14 protein-coding genes are annotated in these 21,239 nt (G+C 65.3%); 11 read left to right on the top strand and 3 right to left on the bottom strand.

What is annotated here, in order from left to right; all coding sequences use genetic code 11:
- The first annotated feature begins 1 nt into the window (after position 1).
- The 5 genes from PT282_RS06335 (at position 2) to PT282_RS06315 (ending at position 10,197) form a co-directional block, all read left to right on the top strand.
- Complete coding sequence (locus PT282_RS06335; RefSeq protein WP_277168687.1) at positions 2-4,207, top strand: ATP-dependent DNA helicase; 4,206 nt, start codon at positions 2-4, stop codon at positions 4,205-4,207.
- A 256-nt stretch (positions 4,208-4,463) separates the two neighbouring features.
- Positions 4,464-5,147: a GNAT family N-acetyltransferase gene (locus PT282_RS06330; protein WP_277168686.1), complete on the top strand. Its 684-nt coding sequence runs from the start codon at positions 4,464-4,466 to the stop codon at positions 5,145-5,147.
- Between the two features lie 372 nt (positions 5,148-5,519).
- Complete coding sequence (locus PT282_RS06325) at positions 5,520-6,878, top strand: MFS transporter (RefSeq protein ID WP_277168685.1); 1,359 nt, start codon at positions 5,520-5,522, stop codon at positions 6,876-6,878.
- 203 nt (positions 6,879-7,081) lie between these two features.
- Entirely contained in the window at positions 7,082-9,307 is a 2,226-nt protein-coding gene (locus tag PT282_RS06320; protein WP_277168684.1) for a leucine-rich repeat domain-containing protein, read from the top strand.
- Between the two features lie 233 nt (positions 9,308-9,540).
- Positions 9,541-10,197, top strand: a complete 657-nt coding sequence (locus PT282_RS06315; protein ID WP_277168683.1) for a GntR family transcriptional regulator — start codon at positions 9,541-9,543, stop codon at positions 10,195-10,197.
- Positions 10,198-10,321: 124 nt separating this feature from the next.
- Here the strand turns inward: PT282_RS06315 and PT282_RS06310 are convergent, their stop codons facing one another.
- The 3 genes from PT282_RS06310 to tkt all read right to left on the bottom strand — a co-directional run bounded on the left by PT282_RS06310 (position 10,322) and on the right by tkt (position 13,999).
- On the bottom strand, positions 10,322-10,963 hold the full coding sequence (locus PT282_RS06310) for an RpiB/LacA/LacB family sugar-phosphate isomerase (protein WP_277168682.1): 642 nt from the start codon (positions 10,961-10,963) through the stop codon (positions 10,322-10,324).
- 47 nt (positions 10,964-11,010) lie between these two features.
- On the bottom strand, positions 11,011-11,817 hold the full coding sequence (locus PT282_RS06305; RefSeq protein WP_277168681.1) for a gluconate 5-dehydrogenase: 807 nt from the start codon (positions 11,815-11,817) through the stop codon (positions 11,011-11,013).
- 61 nt (positions 11,818-11,878) lie between these two features.
- Positions 11,879-13,999, bottom strand: coding sequence for a transketolase (gene tkt, locus PT282_RS06300; protein ID WP_277168680.1), 2,121 nt, complete (start codon positions 13,997-13,999; stop codon positions 11,879-11,881).
- A 513-nt stretch (positions 14,000-14,512) separates the two neighbouring features.
- Between tkt and PT282_RS06295 the strand changes: the two genes are divergently transcribed.
- From PT282_RS06295 to PT282_RS06270, 6 genes are all read left to right on the top strand, one after another.
- The gene (locus PT282_RS06295; protein ID WP_277168679.1) at positions 14,513-15,931 is read left to right on the top strand and encodes an MFS transporter; all 1,419 of its coding nucleotides are present in this window, start codon (positions 14,513-14,515) and stop codon (positions 15,929-15,931) included.
- A 92-nt stretch (positions 15,932-16,023) separates the two neighbouring features.
- Positions 16,024-17,121: a mandelate racemase/muconate lactonizing enzyme family protein gene (locus tag PT282_RS06290; protein WP_277168678.1), complete on the top strand. Its 1,098-nt coding sequence runs from the start codon at positions 16,024-16,026 to the stop codon at positions 17,119-17,121.
- A gap of 168 nt (positions 17,122-17,289) precedes the next feature.
- Positions 17,290-18,279 carry a sugar kinase gene (locus PT282_RS06285; RefSeq protein WP_277168677.1) on the top strand — a complete coding sequence of 330 codons (990 nt, stop codon included), beginning with the start codon at positions 17,290-17,292 and terminating at the stop codon, positions 18,277-18,279.
- Positions 18,280-18,317: 38 nt separating this feature from the next.
- Complete coding sequence (gene eda, locus PT282_RS06280) at positions 18,318-18,998, top strand: bifunctional 4-hydroxy-2-oxoglutarate aldolase/2-dehydro-3-deoxy-phosphogluconate aldolase (RefSeq protein ID WP_277168676.1); 681 nt, start codon at positions 18,318-18,320, stop codon at positions 18,996-18,998.
- A gap of 220 nt (positions 18,999-19,218) precedes the next feature.
- Complete coding sequence (gene dapB / locus PT282_RS06275; protein ID WP_277168675.1) at positions 19,219-19,971, top strand: 4-hydroxy-tetrahydrodipicolinate reductase; 753 nt, start codon at positions 19,219-19,221, stop codon at positions 19,969-19,971.
- 38 nt (positions 19,972-20,009) lie between these two features.
- Positions 20,010-21,218 carry an acyltransferase family protein gene (locus tag PT282_RS06270; protein ID WP_277168674.1) on the top strand — a complete coding sequence of 403 codons (1,209 nt, stop codon included), beginning with the start codon at positions 20,010-20,012 and terminating at the stop codon, positions 21,216-21,218.
- Positions 21,219-21,239 lie beyond the last annotated feature (21 nt).

Genomic DNA, 21,239 nt, shown 5'->3' with positions numbered 1-21,239 from the left:
TATGGCCTCCAACAACACCAACGCCACCAAGCGTCCGGAGCCGACCGACAGCCCCGAGCAGGCCGCCGTCGTCAACGCCGACGACAACGCCGACGTGCTGGTGGTGGCCGGCGCCGGATCGGGCAAGACCTACACCATGACCCGGCGCATCATCGCGCTGATCGGCCGGGGCGTGCCCCCCGAACGGATCCTCGGGCTCACCTTCACCCGCAAGGCCGCCTCCGAACTGCTCTCCCGCGTCTCCGCCGCCGTCGCGGCCAGGCCCGGTCGCGCCTCGGCCAACCCGTTCCTGAAACCGGAGGTCTCCACCTACGACGCGTTCTTCCAGTCGATCGTGCGCCAATACGGCCTGCTGGTCGGCTTCGACCAGAACGCCCAGCCGCTGAGCCAGGCGGGCGCCCGCCAGCTGGCCATCAGCGTCATCGACGAGCACATGGACCTGCTGCGAGGCCAGGGATTCGGCGGCTTCTCCACGGTGGTCACGCAGCTGCTGGCGCTCGCCGAGGCCATCGGCGGATCGATGATCGGGCCGGGCTGCACCGACGTGGCGCAGGGCATCGAGCGCGTGCGGCGGTGGGACCAGGCGTTCATCGAACGCATCGACGGCCTCATCGGCGACGAGGAGACCGACGGGGAGATGCCCAAGGTGCCCAGCGCCAAGAAGATGCGGCGCAAGAAGCGTGAGAGCGACGAGCAATACCGCGGCCGCATGGCCGAGGCGAAGGCGGCCTACCACGCCCTGGCCCTCCACCATGCCGCCGGGCTGCGCGGCATCGTCCGCCGGCGCGAGACCCTGCTCACCCTGGTCGAATGCTTCGAGAGGCGCAAGCGCGAGCTCAACATGGCCCAGTTCAGCGACTTCACCGTGGCGGCCTATGCCCTGGTGACGCGCTTCCCCTCGATCGGCGAACGGCTGCGCCGCCGCTACACGCACGTGCTGCTCGACGAATACCAGGACACCTCCACCACCCAGGCCGCGCTCATCGCCGCGCTTTTCCACCCCGACCGCGGCGAGGCCACCGGTGTGCAGGGGCCGCGCCGCTCGGCCGTCAACGCCGTGGGCGACCCCTTCCAGTCCATCTACGCCTGGCGCGGAGCGAGCCCGGGGGCGTTCCGCATGTTCGAGCGCGACTTCGGCATGGACGCCACCACGCCGCCCCACGCCCTGAGCGTCACCCGCCGCAACGCCCGCGTGGTGCTCGAGGCCGCCAACGACCTGACCGCCCCGCTGCGCCAGCCCGCCGACCGCCGGTCCAGCTCGGTGATGCACGAGGTGCAGGTGCCGCCGCTGAAGACCCTGGAAAACGCGAAGGAGGGCACGCTCGCCGCCCTCGGCTTCGACACCTTCGGCCAGGAGGTCGACGCCGTGGCGCGCTTCGCCAAGGCCGCGATCGCCCGCCACACGCCAAGCGACCCCGACGCCGAGGACGTGCGGCCGCATGTGGCGGTCCTGCTGCGCGGCAAGACCCGGATGGCCGACTACGTCGAAGGGCTGGAACGCGCCGGACTGAGCACTCAGGCCGTCGGCTATTCCGCCCTGCTCGAACGCCCCGAGGTGCGCGACGTGCTCGCCCTGCTGCATGTGGTGGCCGACCACACCGACTCCAACGCGCTGATGCGGCTGCTGGCCACCCCGCGCTTCGCCCTCGAGGGCCCGGACCTCGACGCCCTGGCCGGCCTCGCCCAGCGACGCAACGACGACTACCGCTTCCGCGCCCTGCTCCAGGCCGGGGTGGTGCCCGACGCCGCCACTCGCGAGGAACGCGCCAGGCTGGTGCGCGAGCACCGCGATCAGGTGCCCAACATGGTCTTCCTCGCCGATCTGCTCGCCGACGAGGACCTGGACACACTGCTCTCCCGTCCCGCCGTCGCCGGCTCGTTCAGCGAGGCCGGGCTAAAGGCCATACGGGCGGCCGGATCCGTGCTGCGCCAGGTGGCCGCGACGGCGAACCGTTCACTGAGCGAGACCATCGGGGCCGCCGTGCGCGCCCTCGGCCTCGACGTCGACACCGTGGTGGCCCAGTCGATGCGCGGGCAGGGGCTGGCGCCGACGATGGCGCGCTCGCCGATGGACGCGTTGGTCGACCTGTGCGACACCTATAGCCATGAGATCACCGAAGGTTCGGCGCCCACCCTGCGCGGGTTCGTCAGCTGGGTCGATTCCCTCGACAGCGTCGACGACCCCGGCGCCTCGCAGCCCGGCGAGCCGGCCGACGTGGCGCTGATGACCATCCACCAGGCCAAGGGGCTGGAATGGGACGCGGTCGCCATCGTCGACATGCAGCGCGGCGCGTTCCCCAGCAACCAGGGCGAGGGCCTCAAGGTCGAGGCCGACGAGGAGCATCCCGGCGGCACCGTCGACGGTGTCTGGCGTGCTCCGCAATACCATGAGACGGCCCGGACCTGGCTCGACGACCCTTCGAGCGTGCCGGTGCCCGTGCGCGCCGACGCCGCCATCCTGCCCCGCTTCCCGCACGACGCCGATCTCGGGGGAGACCCGTTGGCGCAGCTGGACGCGATTGAAGACGCCGAGGGCCTGGCTGACGAGACCAACGGGCTCATGCGCCCCCTCGCCAGCGCCCTGGCCGCCATGGACGACGCCGACGAATTCGAAGGGAGCGACGGGTACCTGTCGCAAAGCGAGGAATACGGGCGCAGGCTGCACGCCGACGAACGCCGCCTGGCCTACGTCGCCCTGACCCGCGCCCGCGAGGACGTGCTGATCACTTACTGCCGCAACAGCTCGCCGAGCAGGATCGCCGACCCGGACGCCAAGGGGAGCAAGGCGCCGTCGAATTTCTTCGACGAGGTGTGCGACGCCCTTTGCATGCGCGACGACAAGATCGCGGCGGGGGAGAGCGCGGATGCCGGTGGCGCCGGTGAAGTTGGTGGCGTCGAAGCCGGTACGGTTGCGGCCGAGGATGCCGATACCGATACTGACGTCAACGGCGAAACCGATACCGCCGCCCAGAGCCTCGATACCCTCGGCTGCCCGCGTCCCGACGGCCTGTTCGCCGGCGAGGGCGCCGCGGACTACCGGCGTCTGATCGTCGACGAGGCATGGAGCGAGCCGGTGCGCGAGCAGGCCGGCGGTGAGACGATGGCCTGGCCGGCCACGCTGAGCCCGCGGCTCGGCGCCAGCCTCGACTACTCGGCACGTCAGGTCCGTCTGGCCGCCGAATACATGGCCGCCGAACCGACCGTCCCCGCGGTCCCGCTAGACACAGATGGCAATGGCATCGGTGGCGGCCAGGCCGCTTCCCCGCAGCGCCAATCGCTGGCCGAGCGCACGCGGATGCTGCTGGCCGACGGGGACCTCGTGCCCCGCGACGAGTCCGGGGCCATCGACTGGTCGGCCGGCATCGCGGGCAAGCCCGCCTCCGCCGCCGCGCTCGACGAGCAGGTGCGCCGCCGTGGCCGCCAGGTGCTGCAAGGCCGGCGGCAGAACGTCACGTCGCTGCAGGCCGGAAGCGGCACGATGAGCGAGAGGGAATCCCGGCAATACTGGCGCGGCCTAGTGCGCCCGATCCCGCACGTCGCCTCGCCGGCGGCGCAGGCCGGCACGCGCTTCCACGCCTGGGCCGAACGCTTCGTCAACGCCTTCGACGGCGGCGGGGCGACGGGTCTCGGGGCAGGGGATCCGGCCGGTTCCTCCTCGCTCGGCGTCGAGGCGGACGGGGCGTTGGCCGCCGGTCCGCAGCCGGAGACCCGCGCCTCGATGCTCGCCGACCTGGACGAACGCGAGCGGCACAGCGCCGACGTGAGCGCCGAGGACCGTCGCATCCTCACCTGGCAGAGGCGCTTGGCCGAGGGCCGTTGGGCCACGCGGCGCCCGTATTCGGCCGAGCAGCAGATCGTCGTCTCGATCCCGCAGCTGGGCGGCACCATCGTCAACGGCAAGCTCGACGCCGTCTTCCACGGCGGGCTCGACGAACGCGACGCTTCGAAGCGCTTCACCATCATCGACTGGAAGACCGGCCGCCGGCCCAAGGGCGAGGACGTCGGGCGCAAGCTGGCCCAGCTCGACATGTACCGCCTGCTGTTCTCGAAGATCACCGGCGTGCCCCTCGACGCGATCGACGCGGCGCTCTATTACGTCAGCGTCGTCGACGAGCGCGACCGCCAGATCGCCGCCGAGCCCAAGGGCGAGGCCGAGATACTCGCCGAGCTGCGCGTGGGCGTCCCCGCCGGTTCCGACAACGACTGACCGGGCCGCTTTCGGCGTGTTCCCGCCAACCGTAACGATTGCGGGGCCACGCCGTTGCGCTCTGGGTGGAACAATCGAAGCCGTTTATTATATTGAGCCTCTGTATTTCTATTTCTTTGAGAACCATTCGATATGGCAAGGTATTGGCGCGCCTGTGGATGAAACAGCGCGCGGGACAGCAAGTGTGAGGCAGCGAGATCGCCCGGCGGGCTTGGGCCACCGGGGTTGAGGCGGATGCGCCGTGAAAGGTGGATGGATGCGACGGAACGGTAAGGGCGGCATCGAGATGGACGTGATCTATGCGCCGGTCATCTGGGGCGACGTCGACGAGATCGTCCGGCTCTTCGACGGCACATGGAACCACGCCGAGGCCATGAGGGGCGACCGGAAGCTTTCGCTGCTGCGCTCCTACCATTTCGTCCTGAATCTCCTCGGGGCCTCCACCGGTGGCGTGGTCGCGCGTCAGGGCGGCAGGCTCCTGGGTGTGGCGCTCTACCGCGTCGAGGGCCAGCCCCGCCTCTTCTCCGACATCGCCCAACAGCTGGCGAGGATCGACGAGCGCCTGAATTCCACGCCCGCCGGCCATCAGGAGCTGGGGCGCATCGTCGCCGCCCGTCGCGTTCTCTCCGCCATGGAACGCCAGACCCGCATCAGGAAGTCCGCTCCCGGCGAGCTCGGGCTGCTGCTGGTCGACCCGCAGTCGCGCGGGCAGGGCATCGGCGGCGAGCTGTTCGGCCGCGCCGTGCGCTCCTTCGGGCGCTTCGAGGTCCCGATGTTCCATCTGCACGCCGATTCGGCATGCGACCTGACCTTCTTCGACCACCACGGCATGAAGCGGGTCGCCGAGCGTCTCGGCAAGGACCACCCCGGCGACGGGCGCGAGGGCGACATGTATATTTATGCAGCTATTCCCTCGAAGGTGCTGTCGCCAAACAAGTGAGCGCGGCCCGGGCGGTTTCGTTCTCTTATTCACTATTCATCAAAAACCATTGATCTGTCTAGGTTTTTGACGGTCGGTCGTCCCCGTTTCCCGGAGCTTCCGGCCGGTTTCTCCGGCCATCGCCGCACTTGCCCGAAAACACCGTTATTCCGCCGTTTGCATGGATATGCGGTCATTATGCTCACGGCTGTCAATGGTCCAAGTGTGGCTTCTAGACTGGCCATATAAGCAATCGAGGGGCCGGTATCCGTTTATCGCGATCGCCCTGGCCCGGTCGTCTTATCAAGGCAATTATCGCCGGTCGATCCGGCAAGTTCGCAAGTTGGTGCCATGGCTGCATTGCGCCGCATCAAGGAAAGGGAGGGGAGTGTCGTGAGTGCTGTCGTACGTAGTGGGGAGGCTTCGGTGAAACACGTGTCGCCGTACGTCCGCCTGTTCTCCATACCCGGCGCCAGGTCCTTCTGCATCTCGGGGGCGGTGGCGCGCCTGCCGATCTCGATGATGAGCCTCGGGATCGTGCTGGCACTCAACCACATGTACGACAACTGGACCATCGCCGGGACGATGAGCGCGGTCTACATCCTGGCCGTCGCCGCCGTCACGCCGTTCTACGCCCGTCTCTTCGATCGTTTCGGGCAGCGCAAGGTCGGCTGGCCCGCGCTGGTGGTCTCCGTGGTGGCGATGCTGGTCTTCGCGTTCGCCGCATGGCTGCGCGTGCCGATTCCCGTGCTCTTCGTGCTGGTGGTGCTCATGGGCTTCACCCAGTTCTCCTTTGGCGCCCTGGTGCGCACCCGCTGGGCCTACGCGCTGCGCGGTCCGGCCGACGCCGACCTGCTCGACACCGCCTACGCCCTGGAGGCGGGCATCGACGAGATGGTGTTCATCCTGGGCCCCATCCTCGCCGCGTTCCTCGCCACCTCGGTGAGCCCGGTCTCGCAGCTCTTCGTGCCCGCCATCGCTTGCGGCGTGGGCGGCGCCTTCTTCTTCTCGCTCAACGCCACCCAGCCGCCCGTCATCGAGAACGTGACGGTGGGCGCGGCCCCATCCAGCGACGAGGACGTGCGCGAGGCCCTGGCCAACCGCGGCGGCACCGAGGGCACCCAGCGGCAGGAGGACGGCGTGAGCCTCAAGGTGCTGCACACCCACGCCGCCAAGCCCAAGAGCGTGCTGCTCTACGCCGGCGTGATCCCGCTGCTGGTGGTGTTCGTCGTCTTCAACATGAGCTTCAACGAGTTCGACGTCTCGGTCACCGCGATGATGAAGGCCATCGGCCGCGAGCAGTTCCTCGGCCTGCAGCTGGCCATGTTCGCCCTCGGCTCGTGCATCGGCGCGTTCGTCTTCGGCTCGAAGAAGCCCAAGGGCTCCAACTGGCGCCATATGGTCGTCTACCTGGCGCTGCTGACCTGCGGCTACGTGATGTGCCACCTGCTGATGGGCAACCTCATCCTGCTCGGCGCCTGCTCGATGGTCTCCGGCCTGTTCGTCTCGCCGCTCTTCGCCACCGGCAACCTCATCGTCAAGGACATCGTGCCGCCCACTTCGCTGACGGAGGGCCTCTCGTGGGTCACCACCGCCGGCTCGGTCGGCGGTTCGCTCGGCTCCTCGTTGGCGGGCATGGTGCTCGACGTCTCGAGTCCCTCCGTCGGCCTGCTGCTGCCGATCGCCACCACCCTCGCCGCCGTCCCCCTGGCCGCCCTGGGCTGGTTCCTGGCGCGCAGGCACGTTGCCTGAGCGGATCGGATAGGCTGGCGGGCTGCCGTGTCTGTGGGTCGTTCCGTTGTTGTCGCTCGCATGGGCTGTCGGTTTCGGCCGGCGGCCCATTTGGCATATTTTGTCTAATTCTATTTGTGTCTCAATAAGAGGTGTCCTATACTTTTGATAAAAGACTAATCACTTCCGATGGTTATGCCCGTTTCAGAGGAGAGGATGGGCTTATGGCTTGGCTGAGGGATGCTGTGTCGCGCGGTTGCCGCCGAATCCATGAGGCGCGTGGGAAGGTGCTTTCCGCACTGATCGCGTTGGTGGCGGCGGTGTCGATGATGGTGCCACAGGTGGCGATGGCCGTCGGTTTGCCCGCCGACGCGAGTCCGTCCCGGTCGAAGGCCGTGACCGGGCAGGAGACGGCTCGGAACCGGCGTGTGCGGCAGCCGCTTTCCGAGGAGCGCGGCGACCAGTCCGGGAGCGCGGGCCCGCGCTCCACATGCACGGTGGGTTCCAGCACCATCGCCGATTGTTTCCCGGATCCGGGTGTCCAGGCCCACATATCGCAGGTCGTCAACGGCGCGACGAGCCCGTCGGATGTGTTCACCCAGGCCATGGTCGACAGCACCACGGACGTGTCGCCTGGCCCCATCGGCGCCACCAGTCTGGAAGGGTTCCAATACCTGACCCATCTGGAAACAATATCCTTGGGACACAACGCCATCAGTGATCTGACTCCGTTGGAACATCTGACCAGTCTCAAAACCATAGGGTTGGAGAACGATCAGGTCAGTGATCTGCGTCCGTTGGAGCATTTGACAGGCTTGCAAGGCTTGGGGCTAGCTAATAACCGGGTCAGTGATTTGACTCCGCTGGCAGGCCTGACCAACCTGACCAAGTTGGTCTTGAACGGCAATGCCAATGGTACATCCAACACGATCAGTGATTTGACTCCGTTGGCGGGGTTGACCAGCCTCAGAAACTTGATGCTCGACGGGAATCGAATCAGTGATTTGCGTCCGTTGTCCGGACTGACCCACTTGAATTTGTTGAGCCTGAGCAATAATCAAATCCTCGATTTTTCGCCGTTGTCCGGAATCGCCCACATAGAGGATTATCTATATGCCGACAATCAGACGGTGTCGTTGGACGCCACCGCGGACCGCCCGATCAAGGTGCCCGCGGCGAAGAACGTCGACGGTTCGGACGTCACTGACATTTCCGGTATCACTCCGGCCGGCGGCCGCTACGATGCCGGTTCGCATACGGTTGAGTGGCAGTACGCGCCGGGCATGACCGAGGCGTCGTATGCGTTCGCGAACTCCGGGGCCGGCCTGTCCGGCACGGTGACGCAAAAGGTCAAGCCGATCGTGTCCTTCGATGCCAACGGCGGCACGGGCGGCAACCTGCCTGCGCCCACGGACCATGATTCCGGTTCGGCACTCACGGCACCGGTGCAGGCCGACCTGCCGACACCGCCCAACCATTACTATTTCGACGGCACGTGGGAGCATAAGGTCGGTTCCGGGGCCTGGAACTCGGGCTGGCTTTCCACGATGCCCAGCGACGACGTCACGTTCCGCCCGCACTTGGTCGGCAACGACCATACCTTGCATTTCGACCTGAACGGCTGGGGCGCCGGCACGGCTCCCGACGACCTGCAGGTGCACTATGCCGACACGGTGGCTTCCGGCCCGTCGCTGGCGGCATGGACGGGGCATACCCTGGATGGTTGGCAATATCGGGACCGGTCAAACAATCTGGTTGACTGGACGTTCGGTGCCGGCGGCACGACGGTGCCCGACAGCGACGTGACGATGTATGCCAAGTGGCATGTCAACCAGCACTATCTGAGCTACGACATCTCCGGTGGCACGGGCGGCAGCCTGCCGACCGGGCAGGTGCGACACGGCTACGGCGACGCGTTGGCGGCTCCGACGACCGGTATGCCGGACGGTCCCACGGGCCATTCCTTCGACCACTGGGAATACAAGGTGGGTGCCTCGGGTTCCTGGCAGTCCGGCTTCCCCGCCTCGATGCCGGATGACGACGTGACGGCCAGGATCGTCTGGAAGGTCAACCAATACGACGTCACCTTTGACCTGAACCATGGCGATGGCTCGGTTCCGGTGCAGCACGTCGACTACCTTGGCCATGCCACCAAACCGACATCCGATCCCTCGCGCGCGGGCTACCGTTTCGTCGGCTGGTTCGAAGCGGGCGCTTCCACGCCCTACGATTTCACCGGCACGCCGGTGACCGCCGACATCACCTTGCAGGCCCGGTGGGAACTGGTGCCGGCCGGCGTGGGTACCCGAGGCAATGCCGGCGGAGAGGGATCGCTGAGCGCGACGGGCGCGTCGATTGTTCCGCCGGCGATCATCGCGGCATGCGCGTCCATTCTCGCCATTGGCGTCGGCGTCATGCGGTGGCGTCGTCGCCCCGATCGGAGTCGGTGACAGTCCCGCGCAGCCGCAAGGTGGGGAAGCGGATGTTCCTTTGACCAACTGTGTACAATGTCACAAAGCCAAGGGATAATAGCTGGTATATCTATTGTTTGTTCCTAGTGTGTTATATCGTTTGTATTTGCGATAGACAACGTGGGTAATGGTCCAGAGGTTCGATTCGACTGCTTTACTATGCACTCATTGGCGTATCTGACTAGCGACCTCTGACGAGAAGGTGTGGATTTATGACGGCGAGCAAAAAGGATGTGGCATACGATTATCTGCGAAAGAAAATCGTATACTGCGAGCTCAAGCCGGGGGACGTGATCGACGACAAGAGCATAGCCAATGAGCTGGGATTCAGCAGGACACCGGTGCGAGAGGCGATCAACAAGCTGGGCGAGGAGAAGATGGTCCAGTCCTTCGCCCGGCGTGGCATCATCGTCAGCCCGGTGTCGCTGCACGACCTGAACGACATGCTGGAGGCCCGCATGCTGGTCGAGCCCTTCATCATCAGGAAGGCGATCGCGAAGGTGGACCGGGAGACGCTTGAGGAATTCCGCGCCTCGCTGAAGCCGTCGACGTGGGATTCAGCGAGCCCTGATTGGCTGCACGACGATTCCGACTACCGATTCCATATGTATTTCACGAAGGTGGCCGGCAACAGTTTCATCACCACGATGATGGATTCCCTGCTGATGCTCAGCCAGCGCACCCGGTTCATGCTTTCGCTGGAGGCCGACCGCATCAAGCAGACCTACATCGAGCACATGGACATCATCGATTGCGTCGAAGCCAAGGACGAGGAGGGCGCGGCGCAGGCGATCCAGCTCCACCTCGCCAACTCCGGCGCCGCCTACCAGGCCGTCTACCAGGAAAACGTGAACCTCCTTCTCGACTGACTGTTCCGGCCGGTCGGAGAGAGTGCCCATATGCGAATCCGCCGCATGCACGTTGGTCGCGCATACGACGGATTCCCATCTCAAGAAAGGTGCCCGGCCGGGATTGCCGACCGGGCACGTGGCCTTACTCGGAGCAGACCTTCAGCACATAATCCTTGATCTCCCCCTCGTCGGCGTGGGCGGTGAAGTAATCCTTGAATTCCTGGCGCGAGACCGTCTCCTTCAGGAAGTCCTGGTCGATTTCCTTGAGGATCTGGATGAGCGGCTTGTAGTTGTCCTTCTTCAGACCCTTCAGGATGCCGGCGTTGCGCTGCTCGGGGACCGCGCGCTCCTTGGGGTAGCCGCTGCCCGGAGCCTCGGCGAACAGACGCTCGAAGATCAGCTTGAGGTTGAGCTCCGCGCCCCAGCCGAAGCCCTTCGCGAAGGGCAGGGACAGCGCGTTGCCGTCGTTGATCTGGGTGAACAGGTAGGCGTCCGTCGGTTCGACGGCCCAGCCGCACATGACTCCCGGGAACGCGTTCAGTCCGTTGATCGCACCCTCGCCGGTGCCGCAGCCGGTGATGATGAAGTCGACGGTGTGCGTGTTGAGCAGGATCGAGGCGAGCAGGCCGTTCTGCACGTAGGTCAGCTCGGGCTCGCCCTGCCTGCCATACATGCCGAAGTTGACCGCCTCGTAACCCTTCTCGTCGGTGACCTCCTTGAGGGCTTTGAAGATGACGGCGTTCTTCGACGCCTGCGAGTTCTCGTTGATGAGACCGATTCTCATGATGTTTCCTTTCGTTTAAATGATGTTGATGTTGTCGGACGCCGCTATCAGGCCGGCTGCTTGCCGATGTAGGCGAGGATGCCGCCGTCGACATAGAGGATGTGGCCGTTGACGAAATCGGAGGCGTCGGAGGCCAGGAACACGGCCGGGCCCTGCAGGTCCTCCGTGGTGCCCCAGCGGGCCGCCGGGGTCTTGGCGATGATGAAGCTGTCGAAGGGATGGCGCGATCCATCGGGCTGGCGCTCGCGCAGGGGAGCGGTCTGCGAGGTGGCGATGTAGCCGGGTCCGATCGCATTGCACTGGATGTTGGCCTCGCCGTACTCCGCGCAGATGTTCCGGGTCAGCATCTTCAGCCCGCCCTTGGCGGAGGCGTAGGCCGAGACGGTCTCGCGGCCGAGCTCGCTCATCATCGAGCACAGGTTGATGATCTTGCCATGGCCCTTCTTGATCATGCCGGGAATCACCGCCTTCGAGACGATGAATGGGCCGTTGAGGTCGATGTCGACCACCTGGCGGAAGTCCTCCACGCTCATGTCGAGCATGGGGATGCGCTTGATGATGCCGGCGTTGTTGACCAGGATGTCCACGCCGCCAAGCTCCTTGTCGATCGAGGAGACGAGGTCGGCGACCTGCTGCTCGTCGGTCACGTCGGCGACGTAGCCGTGCACGTCGATGCCCGCCTCCTTATAGGCCTTCAGGCCCTTCCGCAGCCCTTCCTCGCTGCGCTCGTTGAACGCGATGGTGGCGCCGGCGGCCGAGAAGGCCGATGCGATGGCGAGCCCGATGCCGTGGCTCGCTCCGGTGATCAGGGCCACCTTGCCCTTCAATGAAAAACTGGACATGTCGAATGCCATGATGTTCCTTTCTCTGTTATGGATGACTTTAGGGATGAAGTGTTTCGTCGAGACGTTGCGCTCATGCCTTCAGACGAACATGGTGGGCGGCGACCTTTTCGATGGACGCCTTGGCGGCGTCGGCCACGTGCTCGGCGGTGATGCCGACGTCCTTCAGGTTCTGCAGGCCCTCGCCCTGCAGGCCGAAGCGTTCGACGGAGACCGGGATGCCGAAGGAGCCGAGGTACCGGTACCAGGGCATCGCGATGCCGGCCTCCACCGAGACGCGGGCCTCGACGGATTCGGGCAGCACGGATTCGCGGTACTCGGGGCTTTGCTCCTCGAACCACTCGATCGACGGCACGGAGACCACGCGGGCCTTGACGCCCTGCCTGGCCAGTTGTTTGGCGGCCTTGAGGGCGAGCTGCACTTCGGAGCCTGAGCCCATCAGGATCACGTCGGGCTCGCCCTCGGTGTCGCGCAGCACGTAGGCGCCGCGCCGCACACCCTCCCTCGCAAGCTCGGAGGTCTCCTTCAGGTTGGGGATCGGCTGGCGCGAAAGCACCATGGCCACGGGCAGGGTCTGCTTGCGTTCGAAGAAGTAGCGATAGGCCTCGATGGTCTCGAACATGTCGGCGGGGCGCACGACCTCCATGTCGGGCATCGCGCGCATGGCGGCCAGGTGCTCGACCGGCTGGTGGGTCGGTCCGTCCTGGCCCAGGGCGATGGAGTCGTGGGTCCAGACGAAGAGGTTCGGCAGCTTCATCAGCGCCGCCAGACGCACGGCCGGGCGCTCGTAGTCGGCGAACTGGAAGAAGGTCCCGCCGAAGGGCCGGGTGTCGGTGTCGAGCAGGATGCCGTTGGTGATGGCGCCCATGGCGAACTCGCGCACGCCGAAGTGGATCTGGCGGCCGTAGGGGCCGGCCTTCGGGTGCTCCTTGGTGGCGAACTGCGCGGGGGCGAACGAGTCGGCGCCCTCGAGGTCCGTCATGTTGGCGCTGCCGAGATCGGCGGATCCGCCCCAGAGCTCGGGCATCACCTTGGCGATGGCGTTGAGCACATGGCCGGAGCAATGGCGTGTGGCGATCTCGTCGCCCACCTTGAACCGCTGCTTCAGGTCGTCGAGGGCCTGGTCGAAGCCCTCCGGCAGGCCGCCGGAGCGCAGGCGCCGGTAGAGCGCGTACTTCTGCGGGTTCGCGCTCTTCCAGGCGTCGAACCTGGCGTCCCATTGCGCATGGGCCTTCAGGCCGCGTTGCGCCACCTCGCGCGCGTGGGCCAGCGCCTCCTCGTCGACCTGGAAGGTCTTGTCCGGGTCCAGCCCGAGCAGGGCCTTGAGGTCGGCCGTCGGCTTCGCGCCCAGCAGGGCGCCGTGCGTCGAGGCGTCTCCCGCCTTGCCGGGAGTGGGCCAGGCGATGACCGTGTCGACCTTGATGAACTTCGGGCGGTCGGTGATCTTCTCCGCCTTCTCGATCACCTCGGCCAGTCCGTCGATGTCCTCCTTGTAGGAGCCGTCGGGCTGGATGAAGCTGAACTCGTCGGTGTACCAACCGTAGGACTCGTAGCGCTTCAGCACGTCTTCGGCGAAGGTGATCTTCGTGTCGCCCTCGATCTGGATCCTGTTGGAATCGAAGATCACGGTGAGGTTGCCCAGGCGCTCGTTGCCCGCCAGAGAGCTGGCCTCGGAGGAGACGCCCTCCTCCAGGTCGCCCTCTCCGGCCATCACCCAGATGTGGTGGTCGAAGGGCGACCGGCCAACCGGGGCGTCCGGGTCGAGCAGGCCGCGCTGATAGCGCTGGCCGTAGGCGAATCCGACGGCGGAGGCCAGGCCCTGGCCAAGCGGGCCCGTGGTCATCTCCAGGCCGGGGGTGAGGCGGTACTCGGGGTGCCCCGGGGTCCTGGTGTCGCTGCCGCAGCGGTAGTGCTTGATGTCGTCGAGGGTCAGGCCGTAGCCCGAAAGATAGAGCTGTGTGTATTGGCTGAGCGAGGCGTGCCCGCCGGAGAGGATGAAGCGGTCCCTGCCTTCCCAATGCGGGTCGTTGGGGTCGTGGTTGATGAAACGCTGGTAGAGCGTGTAGACGATAGGTGCCAGGGAAATCGCCGATCCGGGGTGCCCATGGCCGGCGTGCTCGACGGCGTCCGCGGTCAGCGCCTTGCTCATCGCGATTGCTCGTTTGTCCAATTCGTTCGAATGATGCCCAATCATCTCTTGAATTTCCTTTCAATTCAGCGATGCCATGCAATGGGTTTGTTCTCGATATGCGTGAGATGAAATCCGCTTACACTTCGTTGTTGTTGAGTTATACGAGACGCCGTTGTTTTGACAACATCTTCGTTGGTGCTAGTATATCACATGTATATCATCTGTACAAAGAGAGTTGCCTCACATTTCGAGAGAAATTTCAGGTGATTCTCAGGTGAATCCCGAAAGGAGGTATATACTGTTTTGCCAAAGTTATCATCTTGACCAGGGAAGTCGGATTCAGGGAATCAAGGAATGAAGGTCCACGCGGCAGTGGCGCGCATGGATCGGACTGATTTCCCAAAGATATTTCGATGGCGAAATATGCAATAGCCGTTGATTGGCGATCGAAGTCGTGTGGCAAGGATGGGACACACAGCCTGTCTGTATGGTGATGGAGCCGTATGGGCCCGCATTGTCGACCGGGATCAGGCCAATCAATAGATAACAGTGTTGTTACTTTTGAAAAGGTTCGATATGAGTACTGATTTGTCGATCTATGACACGATCGAGAAGGCGAAGGCGGTCCTCGGACAGCACACCGCCAAGCATTCGTCCAAGGCCGGTTGGCTGATGGTCACCGCCCTCCTGGTCGAGTCCTGGGACATCTACTCGATGTCATTCATCATGACGCATTTGAAAGACGTCTTCCACCCCAGCGCCTTCCTGCTCGGCTTCACCGCCGCCGGAACCCAGCTCGGAGCCATCGTCGGCTCCATCGTGGGTGGCTGGCTCACCGACCGGCTCGGCCGCAGGAAGATCTTCATCGCCTCCATGTCGATGTTCGCGGTGTGCGCGATCCTGCAGGGCCTGGCGCCCAACATGCTGGTGCTGGCGCTCATCCGCTGCTTCGCGGGCATCCCCGTCGGAGCCGACGTCGCCAACGGGTTCACCTATATGATGGAGATCCTGCCCAAGGGCAAGCGCGAGATCATGGGCAACCGCTGGCAGTTCATGTTCTCTCTGGGCATCCTCTGCGCGATCGTCATGGTCACGCTCTTCGAGCTCGGCAGCCTTCCCGCCAACGTCACCTGGCGCATCATCCTGGCCATCCCCGCCATCCCCGCCGGCCTGCTGCTGTTCATGAGGCGTGACCTTCCCGAGTCGCCCACATGGTTCGTCGAGCATGGCCGCTTCGTCCAGGCCCGCGCCACGGCGAAGAGCTACTATGGCAGCGACGTGCTCGCCGGCCTCGTTCCCGACCACGACGTCGAGATCCACGCCCCCTCCTGGGGCGAGGCCGTCAAGGACCTGTTCAGCGAGCCCTTCTCCCGCAACTCCACCATCTTCGGCTGGATCTCCTGCTTCGTGCAGGCCTTCGAGAACTACTCGTTCTCCTTCTACCTGCCCACCGTCCTTGCCGGACTGGGCGTGGCCACCATCGTGCAGAACAACCTGGCGATGCTCGGCGTCTACATCATCGCCTCCATCTCGGCGTTCATGGGCCCGCTCACCCTGCCGAAGATCGGCCACAAGGGCCTGAGCCAGTGGGGCTTCGGCCTGGTGGCGATCGGCGTGTTCCTCGAGGTGTTCGGCATCTGGCGCAACAACAGCATGGTCATCATCATCATCGGCTCGGCCATCATGCTCTGGGGCCACTACTGGTCCTCCGAGTCCGGCATGACCATTTGCTCGATGGTCGCCAAGCCCGCCTATCGCGGCGCGGCCAGCGGCATCGCCTATGTGTTCGTCAAGCTCGCCTCGTTCGTCACGCTGTGGGTCTTCCCGACGCTTTACCAGAACCTGGGCGTCATCAAGGCCGACCTGATCATCACCATCGGCCCCATCATCGCCTTCCTCGCCGCCACCTTCATCCTTCCCGAGGGCTTCGGCCACGGAGAGGGTTCGGACACGAAGAACAGCCAGCTCGCCGCCGCGGCCGCCGAGAACAAGTGATTCGGCCGGCATAAGCGGACGAGCCAATACCAACAACAGATGTGCCGGCCTCGCCTGGCTGGGGCCGGCAGTAAAAAAGAAAGGACATCATCATGTCTGAAGTGCCAACGATCAAGTCGATCAAGCTTACCTCCGCGAGGGTCCCGCTCCCGCAGGGGCCGTGGGGCGACCAGATCCACCATGTCGAGAACATCGAGGTCGTCGTCGCCGACGTCACCGGTTCCAACGGCGTCGTGGGTACCGGCTTCAGCCACACCTCCGGTTGGTGCGGCGCGACCATCAAGCAGCTCGTCGAGGAGATGATTCCCGACGTGATCGGCCTGCCGGTCTCCCCGCGCGGCCTGTGGCAGCGCTCCTACAAGTACATCCATGACGTCGGCGGAGCGGGCGTCACCACCCATGCGCTTTCGGCGCTGGACATCGCCTACTGGGACCTGCTTTCGAAGTCCCTGGGCATCTCCCTGTGGGACATGCTCGGCAAGGTCCGCCAGAAGGCCCCCGTCTACGGTTCCGGCATCAACCTCAACCTGTCGATCGAAGAGGTCGTCGAGCAGGTCAAGCGCTGGAAGGCCGCCGGCTACATGGCGGCGAAGGTCAAGGTCGGCAAGCCCGACCTCGAGGAGGACGTCGAGCGCCTGAGCAAGATCCAGGAAGCGGTTCCCGACTTCCCGCTCGCCGTGGACGCCAACCAGGGCTGGTCGCTGCCCGATGCGCTCCGTGCCTTCAAGCGCTTCGAGAAGTTCAACCTGCTGTGGATCGAGGAGCCGCTGCCCTCCGACGACATCGTGGGCCACAAGATCCTGCGCGAGCGGGTGAACACCCCCATCGCCCTCGGCGAGAACACCTACACCCTCAACCAGTTCAACCAGCACTTCGAGCAGGGTTCCTGCGACTATGTGCAGGCCGACCTTGGGCGAGTCGGCGGCATCACCGGCTATCTCGACATCGCGGCCGCCGCCCGTGCCCACAACCTGCCGATGACCCCGCACTTCATGTTCGAGATGTGCGCCAGCCTGATCACCACGGTGCCGAACGTGTACGCGGCCGAGATGACCGACGGAGGCACTTGGACCGATCTGCGGATCTTCAAGTCCGGCGGCCACATCGAAAACGGCTTCTGGGTGCCGCCGACGGCGCCCGGCACCGGCATCGTCGTGGACCGTGAGTACCTGGAAGAGCACAAGTTCTAGGTTTCTCCCGCCTTCGGCGTCCGGTCCGCTCGCGGGCCGGGCGCCGAGGACATCCCTGTTTTTCTCAACGGCAATCCTTCTCCGCCCATCCTCGCCATTGCGGATGCGCGGAGAGGGAATGTGCGGTTCCGGGGTTTATCGGCTTTGCGTGACGGCAGGAAAGAGCAATTGGAACAACAAGATTTTCATATCACCGGCATCGGCGCCGGCAAGGTCATGCTTGTCGGCGAGGCGATGGCGCTATACACCGCCGAGGAGCGAGGAAGCCTGGGCCAGGTGCGCTCGTTCGCCGCTTCCGTGGCGGGAGCCGAGCTCAATGTGGCGATCGGGCTGAAGCGCATGGGGGCCGAAGCGGCGTTCATGACCAGACTGGGCCGCGATCCGTATGCGGACCGGATACTCGGTTTCATGGAGCGCAATCACGTCGACACGCATTTGGTGACGAGGGATTCGTCGCATCCCACCGGCTCGATGCTGAAGTCGAAATACGACGGCGATGACCCCAAGACCTTCTATTTCCGCAAGGGGTCTCCCGCCTCGAGGATCACCTGCGACGATGTGGAGAGGCTCGATTTCCAAGGCATGGGCATCCTGCATCTGACCGGTATCTTTCCAGCGCTCTCGTCCTCCGCCCTGGAAGCGTCGAGGATGCTGGTGCGCAAGGCCCGTCAATCCAACGTGTTCATCTCGTTCGACCCCAATCTGCGTCCGTCGTTGTGGCCGGACGACCGGACTATGTGCGAGGTGACCCGGGAATTCTGCTCGCAGGCCGATCTGGTGCTTCCCGGCGTTCACGAGGGCGAGCGGCTCTTCGGCGTGAAATCCGTCGAGGACATGGGCCAGGCCTTCATCGACAACGGTGCCGGCTATGCGATCGTCAAGGACGGCGCACGCGGCTGCTATGGCACGGATGGCGGGCATGGGCTCTATGTGCCCGGTTTCGTCCTCGACCATGTCGTCGACACCGTCGGATCCGGTGACGGGTTCGCGGCCGGCGTGCTCTCGTCGTTGCTCGAAGGCGCCTCGGCGGGGCGGGCCATGGAACGCGGCTGCGCGATTGGGGCCATGCAGACGCAATCCATCTCCGACAATGAAGGGCTCCCGACGCCGCGCGAGTTGGCGGAGTTCACCGGAACGCACCGACGATGCGCGCGATGACGCGGTATGCGGTGTCCAATCAGATCTAAGGAATGACAATGGTGCAACAGAAAATGGCAGATTACAGCAATGACAACAAGCGGCTCATCGAGGCAGTGGGGAAGATAGGGGTCGTTCCCCTCATCACCTTGAAGAGCGCTGGAGAGGCGATTCCGCTCGTGGGCGCCTTGGTCGACGGCAAGATACCGGTCGCGGAGGTCACCTTCAGGTCCCCGTATGCGCTCGAGGGGATGAGAAGGGTCCATGAGAGGTTCCCGGATGCCATCCTCGTGGCGGGCACCGTGCGTAGCGTGGAACAGGCGAAACAATCCGTGGAGGCGGGATGCTCCGGCATCGTCACGCCTTTCTTCGACGAGGAGATAGTGGACTGGTGCCTGGAACACGACGTCCTGATCCTGCCGGGTACGGCCACTCCCTACGACGTCGGCAAGGCGTTCGAGTGCGGACTGCGCTATGTGAAGTTCTTCCCCGCGCAGGCCTATGGCGGCGTGAACACGTTGAAGGCGCTCGCCGGCCCGTTCCCCGAGATGCATTTCCTGCCGACCGGAGGCGTCGATCTCGGCAATGCCGCCCAATACATCGGCCAGAAGAACGTCTTCGCCATCGGCGGCTCCTTCGCGGTCCCGTCGTCATGCCACGAGGCCAACGACTGGCCGGGGATCACGGACACCTGCCTTGAGGCCCGCGCCATAGTCGACGCCGTGCTCAGGAACAAGTAGGCGCCAACACTGGCTTTGCGATTCTTCCCGATGCGGCGGGGGACCGGGGCGTTGCCCTGGCCTCCCGCCGCATTGTTGCTTGGGAGGCATCGGGGCAATTTCGTTGGGCGGGCGCGGAACCGGTTGCGCCCGCGATGCGGTAGGGCGCTATAATCGGGTGGATTCATTGTTGTCGCTTGGCCATGGGCGGGCGAACCACATTGCAGCGAAGGGAATTGCGATGATTCGAGTTTCGGTGATCGGCGCGCAGGGACGCATGGGAGCCAGCGTGGTGGAGGCCGTCAAGGCGGCCGACGACATGGAAGTGGCCCAGACGATTGGCGCCGGCGACGACATCGCCGCGGTCAGCCCGGCCAACACCGACGTGGCCGTCGAGTTCACCGTCCCCTCCGCCTCACTCGGCAACGTGCTGAGCCTGGTAGCCCAGGGCGTCGACGTGGTGGTGGGCACCACCGGCTGGACCGACGGAAAGATGGAGCAGGTCAAGGCGGCGCTCGCCAAGGCCCCGCGCGCCGACCAGGCCGTGTTCATCGCGCCGAACTTCGCCGTCTCCGCCGTCCTGGCCGACGTGTTCGCCGCCCGGGCCGCCAAGTACTTCACCTCGGCCGAGGTCATCGAGCTGCACCATCCCGACAAGGTCGACGCCCCCTCCGGCACGGCCATCCACACCGCCCAGGCCATCGCCAAGGCGCGTCGCGACGCCGGGTCGGCCCCGATGCCCGACGGCACCCAGGGCGAGGCCGCCTCGCGCGGCCAGGTCGTCGACGGCGTGCACGTCCACGCGGTGCGCCTGCAGGGCCTCAACGCCCACGAGGAAGTGCTGCTGGGCAACACCGGCGAACAGCTGGTTATCCGCGCCGACAGCTTCGAACGCTCCTCGTTCATGCCCGGCGTCCTGCTGGCCGTGCGCGCCATCGCCTCCGGCTCGCACCCCGGCCTGAGCGTGGGGCTCGACACGCTGCTCGACCTCTAGGATCCGGCGTGCCGAAAGCCGATATCTCAAAGGCCGATATGCTGAAATCCGATGGCCAAGGTGGTGTGAAAGGCTCGCTCATGGCCGAACGCTCTTCTGACGCCACTGCGGATGCTGCCGAAACCGCCGATACCGCTGCAGACGTACCGGCGGACGACGAGCCGTCGTCCGCGCATTCGGCCGTACCATCGTCATCGTCCGCATCAGGCTCGCGCCAACGGGTCGCGTGGATCGACACGGCCAAGGGCATCACCATGTTCCTGGTCTTTTTCGGCCATCTCAACGCCACGTGGTTCCCCGCGCTCGCCCCGACGATAGGCGCCATCTTCCTGTTCCACATGCCCGCGTTCTTCGTGCTCAGCGGCATCTTCTTCCGCCCCGGGTCCAGCTTCCCGCATCTGCTCCGGCACCGCGCCTGGCAGCTGCTCATACCGTATTATGCGTTCTCCGCGCTGCTGCTCGGCCAGACGCTGGGCAAAAGCCTGCTGCCCGCCTTCTACGCCGGCCGCCCCGGGCGCGAGGGCACCCTGGGCCAGGACATCGTGGCGATCATCCTCAACACCACCGACGGCCTGTGGTTCCTCTGGTCGCTCTTCACCGCCTCGCTGCTGCTCTGGTGCATCGTGCGGGTGTGCGGCGAGCGTTTCCTCGTCCCCATCGCCCTGGTGCTGCTGGTGGCCGACGCCGCCGTGCGCCACGTGCTCACGCGGCCCCTGCCCTTCACCCTCAACCAGGTGCTCAGCTCCACGGCCTATCTCGCCCTGGGCTTCGCCTGCCGCAAGGCGCTGCTGGCGCTGACCCGCCGCCGCGCCGCCTGCCTCGCGCTGGTGTGCACGCCGGTCTTCCTCTGCCTCGCATGGCTTTCCGCGCGGCCCTGGATCGCCACCCGGTGGACGTCGGCGTGGGCGGTCTCCATCCTCGCCTCGCTGTTCGGCACCGGCATGCTGCTCGGCATCTCCCGCTTGCTGCCGACGCTGCGGGCGGTCACCTTCGTCGGCCGCGCGACCCTGATCTACTATTCGCTCAACGACATCGTGCTCAAGGTCGTCAAGCTCGCCGTCTTCAAGCTGTCTCCGGTGGCCTCGGCCGCCCTGCCCGCCGTCGGCCAGTTCGCTGAGGGGCTGGTCGTCGTCCTGCTCGCCATGGCGCTGGTCGGGTTGCTCGTCCCGCTGCTGAAGCGCTACCTGTGGTGGGCCGTCGGCCTGCCCGGGCCGCAGCGTTTCGGCCGGGGCGGACGCAGGGATTAGGCGCCGTGGTTTCACGGCCGG

Origin of the sequence: Bifidobacterium sp. ESL0763, assembly GCF_029433395.1 — a bacterium.
In the GTDB taxonomy this organism is placed as follows: domain Bacteria; phylum Actinomycetota; class Actinomycetes; order Actinomycetales; family Bifidobacteriaceae; genus Bifidobacterium.
Note: the sequence above shows the minus strand (reverse complement) of the source record. Positions and strands in the feature narration are given on the sequence as shown.